The sequence below is a fragment of the Teichococcus vastitatis genome (assembly GCF_003604215.1).
GTDB lineage: Bacteria > Pseudomonadota > Alphaproteobacteria > Acetobacterales > Acetobacteraceae > Pseudoroseomonas > Pseudoroseomonas vastitatis.
In genome coordinates, this window is sequence record NZ_QXGS01000033.1 from 22,421 (window position 1) to 29,708 (window position 7,288).

The 7,288-nt window shown below is 65.3% G+C and carries 7 protein-coding genes and 1 pseudogene; 4 read left to right on the forward strand and 4 right to left on the reverse strand.

The features are described 5' to 3' along the window. Window positions 1-9 precede the first annotated feature (9 nt). The 4 genes and pseudogenes from tnpC to D2K64_RS25630 form a co-directional block, all read left to right on the forward strand. The gene (tnpC, locus tag D2K64_RS19620; protein WP_120010077.1) at window positions 10-1,581 is read left to right on the forward strand and encodes an IS66 family transposase; all 1,572 of its coding nucleotides are present in this window, start codon (window positions 10-12) and stop codon (window positions 1,579-1,581) included. 35 nt (window positions 1,582-1,616) lie between these two features. Then, entirely contained in the window at window positions 1,617-2,348 is a 732-nt protein-coding gene (locus D2K64_RS19625) for an ISL3 family transposase (RefSeq protein WP_157985964.1), read from the forward strand. 542 nt (window positions 2,349-2,890) lie between these two features. Then, a complete protein-coding gene (locus D2K64_RS25625) occupies window positions 2,891-3,154 on the forward strand; it encodes a hypothetical protein (protein ID WP_238384313.1) in 264 nt (87 codons plus the stop codon). A 158-nt stretch (window positions 3,155-3,312) separates the two neighbouring features. After that, window positions 3,313-3,462, forward strand: a pseudogene (locus D2K64_RS25630) (IS5/IS1182 family transposase); the annotation flags it as partial. 210 nt (window positions 3,463-3,672) lie between these two features. Here the strand turns inward: D2K64_RS25630 and D2K64_RS24590 are convergent. The 4 genes from D2K64_RS24590 to D2K64_RS19645 all read right to left on the reverse strand — a co-directional run bounded on the left by D2K64_RS24590 (window position 3,673) and on the right by D2K64_RS19645 (window position 7,161). Continuing rightward, on the reverse strand, window positions 3,673-4,998 hold the full coding sequence (locus D2K64_RS24590) for a hypothetical protein (RefSeq protein ID WP_157985965.1): 1,326 nt from the start codon (window positions 4,996-4,998) through the stop codon (window positions 3,673-3,675). 425 nt (window positions 4,999-5,423) lie between these two features. Further along, window positions 5,424-6,152 (reverse strand): thermonuclease family protein, encoded by a 729-nt coding sequence (locus D2K64_RS19635; protein WP_238384311.1) that lies wholly within the window; start codon window positions 6,150-6,152, stop codon window positions 5,424-5,426. Between the two features lie 152 nt (window positions 6,153-6,304). Next, window positions 6,305-6,616: an integrase core domain-containing protein gene (locus D2K64_RS26280; RefSeq protein ID WP_157985966.1), complete on the reverse strand. Its 312-nt coding sequence runs from the start codon at window positions 6,614-6,616 to the stop codon at window positions 6,305-6,307. Continuing rightward, on the reverse strand, window positions 6,553-7,161 hold the full coding sequence (locus D2K64_RS19645; RefSeq protein ID WP_157985967.1) for an IS3 family transposase: 609 nt from the start codon (window positions 7,159-7,161) through the stop codon (window positions 6,553-6,555). Before D2K64_RS19645 ends, D2K64_RS26280 begins: the two co-directional genes overlap by 64 nt. Window positions 7,162-7,288 lie beyond the last annotated feature (127 nt).

The following is a 7,288-nucleotide window of genomic DNA, read 5'->3' on the forward strand; positions in this document are numbered from 1 at the left end:
GCGGGCGTGATGGGCGCCGCGGACATCATGCCGAGCCTGCCGGAGGATCCCGCCGCGCTGCGCGCGCTGTTGCTGGCGGCGCTGGAGCAGCGCGATGCCGCCGTGGCCGAGCGCGACGCGCTGGCAGTCCGGAACGAGCAGCTGCACCACCTGTTGCTGAAGCTGAAGCGGCGGCAGTTCGGGCAGAAGTCGGAGCGGCTGCCGGAAGACCAGATGCTGTTCGCGTTCGAGGAGATCGAGGCCACGCTGGCGGCCAGCGAGGCCGAGGCGGGCCAGCGCTCGAAGGGTCTGAAAGAGCAGCAGGCGAAGCGCCGCCGTGGCAGCCGCGGCCAGTTGCCGCGCATCGAGCAGGTGCTGCTGCCCGAGCGGGAGACCTGCCCCTGTTGCGACGGGCCGCTGGTGGAGATCGGTGCCGACAGCGCCGAGCGGCTCGACGTGCTGCCAGCCCAGTTCCGGGTGCTGGTCACCAGGCGCCCCAAGCTGGCCTGCCGCGCCTGTCCCGGCGTGGTGCTGCAGGCGCCCGCTCCAGAGCGGCTGGTGCCCGGCGGGCTGCCGACCGAGGCCACCGTCGCCCAGGTGCTGGTGGCCCGCTATGCCGACCACCTGCCACTCTACCGCCAGCAGATGCTGGCGCGGCAGGGGCTGACGCTGGGACGGGAGGTGCTGGCCGACTGGCTGGGCACTGCCGCCCAGGAGATCCGGCCGGTGGTGCGCCGTCTCCGCGAGATCCTGCTCGCCTCGCCCCGGCTGTTTGCTGATGAGACCACCCTGCCGGTGCTCGATCCCGGGCGCGGCAAGGTGAAGAAGGGGTATGCCTGGGCCCTGGCGCGCAACGACCGGCCCTGGGGCGGCACGGATCCCCCGGCCGTGGTGTTCCGCTACGCACCGGGCCGCGGGCAGGAGCACGCCAAGGCGCTGCTGGCGGGCTACCGCGGCATCGTCCAGTGCGACGGCTACGCTGCCTACAAGGCGCTGGTCACCGGCGGGGATGTGACACTGGCGTTCTGCTGGGCGCATGTGCGGTGCGGGTTCTTTGACCTGGCCAAGGGCGGCGCGGCGCCGATCGCCGCCGAGGTCCTGCAGCGGATCGCCGCCCTCTACGCCATCGAGGCGGAGATCCGTGGCCGTTCCGCCGCGGCGCGCCTGGCGGTGCGCCAGGTCCGTAGTCGGGCCCTTGTGGCCGATCTGTTCGCCTGGCTCGAGGAGCAACTCGGACGCCTGCCGCAGGGCAGCCCGACGGCGGAGGCGATCCGCTACGCGCTGAACCACCAAAAAGGGCTGGAGCAGTTCCTCGACGACGGCCGTATCGAGGTCGACAACAACACCGTGGAGCGGGCGATCCGCCCCATCTGTCTCAGCCGCAAGAACGCGTTGTTCGCCAGCGGCGACGATGGTGGTGCAAGATGGGCCGCCGTCGCCTCCCTGGTGGAAACCTGCAAACTGAACGGCGTCGATCCGCAGCGCTATTTCACCGACCTGCTGACCCGGCTCGTCAACGGCTGGCCCAACAGCCGCATCGACGAACTCATGCCATGGTGCTGGGCCAAAACCGACATCCAGTCGTCAAGCGCTGCCGCATAGGGCCTCCAGGCAGCGCTTACCTTGTGAGACCTGTCATGCTCAAGCGTCTGCTGCCCCTGATCCCGGCGGGGTTGCTGGTCCGGCAGATCCTGCCGGCGCCGGGCGGCCTCGTCATTGTGGTCGCGCCCCGGGACAGGGCAGTGGCCTGCCCGGACTGCGGCGCCCCTTCGGCGGTGGTGCACAGTCGGTATGACCGCCATCTGCAGGATCTGCCCTGGCAGGGTCGCCCGGTGACCTTGCGGATCCAGGCGCGCCGCCTGCGCTGTCGCAATCAGGAGTGTCGGCGCCAGACCTTTGTCGAGCGCCTGGCAGAGGGCGCCGCAGGTGGGGCACGTCGCACCCTTCGGCTGGCCGATCTGCAGCGGCATCTCGGCCTCGCCCTGGGCGGTGAGGCCGGCGCGCGGCTCGCGGCGAGACTGGCCATTCCCGTCAGTGCTGACACGCTGCTCCGCATGGCCTGTCGGAGTAGTCCGCCGCCAGAGCCCGGGCCGCCTCCACGTGTTCTCGGGGTCGATGACTGGGCTTGGCGCCGCGGCCACCGGTACGGCAGCATCCTCGTCGACCTACAGCGCAACCGGGTGCTTGATCTCCTGCCAGATCGCCAGGCCGAGACCCTGAGCCACTGGCTGAGGCAGCACCCCGGCGTGGAGATCGTCGCCCGCGACCGTGCCAGCACCTACGCGGATGGCGCTCGCCAGGGCGCGCCGGGTGCCGTGCAGGTCGCCGACCGCTGGCACCTGCTCCGTAATCTCGGCGATGTCGTCTAGGCGGTGGTGGAGCGGCACCACGCCATGCTCCGACGGATTGGACGAGAGGTGGCAGCCGACTGCGCCATCAAGGCGGCGGCGGCTGTTCCTCGCCAAGCCAAGCCCTCGGCGGCCCAGCAGCGCCAAGAGGCAGGATGGGCGAGGCGGCAGGTCCGCTACGAGAAAGCCGCCCACGTGCACGCAGTCGGCGTTTCGATCAGCGACATGTCGCGCCAGCTGGGCGCCGATCGCAAGACGCTCCGTCACTGGCTGCAGGCCAGGGCCGCCCCAAGTTGGTGCAAGGCACGGCGGGGCAGCATCCTGGATCGCCACCGCGCTACCCTGGAGCGGCGCTGGGCGGAGGGCTGCCACAATGCTGTCCGGCTGTGGCGGGAACTGGCCAGCGCCGGCTTCCCCGCCGCCCCTCGACCGTCCGGGCCTGGGCCACCGAGCAGCGCAGGCGAGATCCCGCAGCATCCCTGCCGAGAGCAGCCAAGGGGCAGATCTGGCAACCGCCGACGCTCCGCCGCACCACGCGTCTTCTCATGGCAGGCGGCGAGCTATTGTCCGACACCGACCGCATATTCGCCGCGCGCTTGCTGGAGGTGCCAGCACTGCAGGCCACTGCCGCCGCCGCCAAGCGCCTTGCCCGTCTGCTGCGGCGGAAAGCGGATGACAGGCTTGAGGAGGCGCTGGATGAGGCTGCCGCCAGCCCCCTCACAAGCTTTGTCGCCGAGTTGCGCAAGGACATCGCTGCGGTGCGCGCCGCACTGGAACTGCCCTGGACCACCAGTCCCGTTGAGGGCCAGATTACCGGCTCAAGATGATCAAACGCACCATGTACGGTCGCGCCGGCTTTGAGCTCCTTCGTGCCCGCGTTCTCTGCGCCTCATGAGGTCGAAGCAGCAGCACGGAAAGTGCGGGAGATCCAGTATTACCGGCGTCTACAGCCAATGCATCACGCCCCCGGATCCACTCCGGCATCGAAAATGTTTTTGCCGCCCAGAAGCACCGTATGGCGCTGTTCGTGCGCACCATCGGCCTGGCGCGGGCCCAGGTGAAGATCGGCATGGCTAACTTGGCGTACAACTTCACCCGCCTTGCCTGGCTCAGCACCCGAACTGCGCCCGCTTAACCCCACTGCTTCCACAAAGAGCGGCACCGGCCGCCCTGAGCCGATCACCCAGCCCCATCAGCAAGGGCGCGTCGCGATCTGAGGCGACCATCCTGCGCGCGAAGGCTGCGCCGCGGTAGGTACTTCGAGGTCTCCACCTGATTCCAGCCCGTGGTCAGCAAGGCTGACAGGCACTTCCTCAGTCAGATTATCAAGGTGCAGCTAAGTAAATCAGGTCTTGGCTATCTCCCGAAGAAGCGGTTCGATCTCCCGAACCCGAAGGGCAGCCCAATCACTGAACTGTTTGAAGAGAGCCTCAGTTTCGCTCGGAAACTCATGCAGAAGCTTGGAAGAATAGCAGTAGATATCACTTCCTCCTTTCACAATACGCCACCCATCCGGAAGAAAAGCTTCAGTCTCTCTCGTCCAGATTGGAAACTCAGTTTTTTCGAAAGCGAGTGCGACAAAAGCGTGTGGCCAGCCAGAAAGGGGGGCTTCAACCTTGTTCCAGTCTGACTCCTTGTCAGGGTAGCAGATCCCCCAACAAAGATAGCGCTCTGCCTTCTTGCTCGGCGCGTGCGGCGGCGTCAGGTATCCATAGCCCCAAACAGCTCTAAGTGCGTCTATGATTTGTGTATCAGTATTTTTGAATTTGATGCCTTGAACTTCAGCCTCGATGCGTTCTCGCACCATCCCGAACGTGCTCTCTAGGCGAGTTTCATACCCGGAGAAGTAGCTTTCAAACATGTTGAGGTCAGCATGAGTTAGACCATCGGACGCCATCTTTCTTCCTTTCAAAAAGCCTGCGATTTCCTGCGCCAGCACTGCCCAGCCTGGACGTTGATCCCCCTGCTTCAGCCCATTCTCTTGATCCAACCAAGTGGCAGCATGGGCTTTTTCCAGCCAAGCGGCCACTTGCCGCCAGCGACAGGTGCGCTGCCAAAGAACGCCATAAGGACCTGGGATAGCTCCCCCAAAATCTTCAGGAGGAGGGCTCGCGTGCGTCAGAAAGACAATGGCCCCTTTCCATCTGGGCACGAGCTGAGAGGCTGAAACTTGCTGGTGCAGCCAGTTACCGTAGGTATGGAGCTGAGATCGCGCTTCGATCTCCTGCTTCTCCGCGAGATCATTGTCAACTGCTGCCTGAAGCGCGGAGTGTTCTTCCCCGTTGTTATCTACAGGCAGCGCCGAGCGTGAGCCATCCTGCTGTCGTTTAGCCCGCAATCCAGAGCGACTATGATCACGCAGCGGAGCATTAACTTTATTCTCGACGACAAGAACAGGTGTCGCCTCTGCCTTGAGAACTAGATCTGCTCTCTTCCCGTCAGTCCAGACTTCTGTTTCCCACCGCAGTGATCTAGAACTCTTAGTTAGATTAGCCCATGCAAGGTGAGCATCACTAGGTAAGAAAAGGTCGGCAACAAACTGCGCCATCTCCTTGCGCGGCATGCGGTTCAATGCAGCGGCCAACGCTTCCGAAAGCATGTTCTCGTAGGGTGCGGGGCCAAGGCGCTCCCGGTACCAAAACAACCGCTCGAACAAGGCTTGTTCAGACAAGAGCCATTTCCCGACCGTCTTAGCCACAATGCTATCTCGGGTTGTTTTGAATGACAAATGGCCGTTAAGCTGACCATGAGAATTTGACGTGCCAGTTGCGGCTCTGGAAGCAGGTAGCCATTATCGTGTGATGCGGTGAGCTGAGCACGAGCAGCGGGAGATCCGGGTACCTAACATGCGCTACTCTGTCGATGCAGCGGCGGGTGTTCCGAGCGAAGGGGCGATGCTTCCTTATGCCCGACTCAGCGGTTTCTTCGAGGCGGTAGCAACCCTGCAGCACCTGCTCAGGCAGCCTCCTCCTTGTCGATTCCCATATGACCGCCATAGCGGAGGACCAGCCTCCCCCTCAACGAGGGGCCCGGGCCGGCCGCGAATCCAAATTTACCCGTTGATCTAGCATGCTGCCCAACCTTGAACAGCCGGATCTACAGCGTTTCTACGCTCGCTTCGAATTGGATGCAGCCTTCACCAACTGGGTCTTCACTTAGCAACAGAGGCTCTCGCAGGGACACCGTCGTGATTCCCAATCCAGCCGAATCAGCCTGCATTGATGCAGGTGAAAGTGTGCCTCGGAGCAGCTGCTCATCTCGCAGTAATAGCGCTTGCCGCAGCTGAAGCCTGCTATGCCGAGGGCTGCGAATGCCCGCGGTCTGAGCAACAGCACCGGCTGTCCAGAGTGCTGCTGCCGGCGTCAGGCCAGGGCGGCACCCGCTCCGCCTCCGGCAGCGGCCACAGCCCGCGCTCGCCTGCCGCACCTCGTCTTCCAAGGCCAGCAGTGAGCGGTCGCGGAGGTACTGCCGGTATACCCAGGCATGACCCTGCCGGATCATCTCGGCATTGGCGTTGAGCCGGCCGACCCACACCGTACCCACCGTCCGGCCGTAGCGGTCGGTGTCCTGCACCGCCACCACCACGGCTTTACGGAACACCAACGCGGACAGCGCCTGCTGCGCCCGGCTGCCCCAGGGCTGGCGGCTTTCCGGGGCATCGATCTCCGCCAGCCGCACCCGCGCCTGCCGCTTGTCGGGCGTCAGCAGGGTCAGGGTGTCGCCATCGCTGATGCCCACCACCTCGCCGCGCAACTCCGCAGCCAGGGCAGGGAATGAGAACAGCAGGAGGACGGCAGAGACGAGCAGCAGGCGCAGAACAGGCATGGCGGCGGGAGCAATCCGAATCTGAAGCACCCGAACGCGAACCGCCCGGCGGATTTCTCCGGCCGGGCGGATGGTTTTGCTTGCCCCCCTCTACACCGGCCGAGAAGCCAGTGGCGATCCAACGAGGGGCCGTTCTCGTGGAGTGGCCCCTATCAAACCGGACATGCGGCGTGGTTGGCTGACTGCTCAGCGATGAACTCACGCGGCGAGCGCATGCGCAAGCCGGAGTGAGGGTGGATGGTGTTGTAGTCCTCGAACCAGGCGGGGATCTGCTGGAGGACGGAGATGGCGTCCGGCCGGGGGTTCACGCGGGCATAATCGCGCTTGAGGGTTTTGACGAAGGCCTCGCAGACGCCGTTGCTTTCAGGGCTGCGGACAGGCGTGAAGCATGGAACGAGGTTCAGCGCGGCGGCGAAGTCGGTCGTGTCCGCGGCGGTGTAGCAGAGCCGTTGTCGGCGAGCCACTGGACGGGCTGCGGGGCGCGGATGGCGTCGAACCGGCGCTCGACGCAGTCCGTTGAACGTATACGTTCAACCATGTCGCGGATCATCTCGCCGGAGATGCCGCCGCCGGAGGTGGCGACCCAGGCGATGATCTCGCGGTCATGGGTATCGATGGCGAAGGCGAGGCGGACGGCCCCGCCGTTCCAGCAGGGGATCTCAAGGCCATCGGAAGCCCAGCGCTGATTGGAGGCGGGCGCGATGACGGTGCCCTCGTGGGCGCGGACCGGCCGCCTGCCGGTATGGGGCTGAAGCAGCATTGAAGAGAGGCGCATCAGCCGGAAGATGCGCTTGTGATTGAGTGGAGGCTCGCCGGAGCTGCGCCTGGCCCGGTTCAGCAGGGCGGTGACGCGGCGATAGCCATAGGTGGGGCGGGCGTCGGTGATGGCGCGGATCTCGGCCAGCACGGCCTCGTCCTCGGCGCGGCGGTAGGGGCCACGCCGCGGCCGGCCGGGGCGCCGGAGCTGGTCGGCCAGGTTGGATCTGGCGACGCCGAGCGTGTCGGCCACGGCCTTCACCGGGAACCGCCCCGTGGCGACGACGGCAAGCGCAACGCGTGTTTTTTTCTAGGCTGGCAAAGTTGGCTGTCTGCTAACACGGTTCCTACAGCGGTGTGATTGCCCTGGGGGAGTTGGA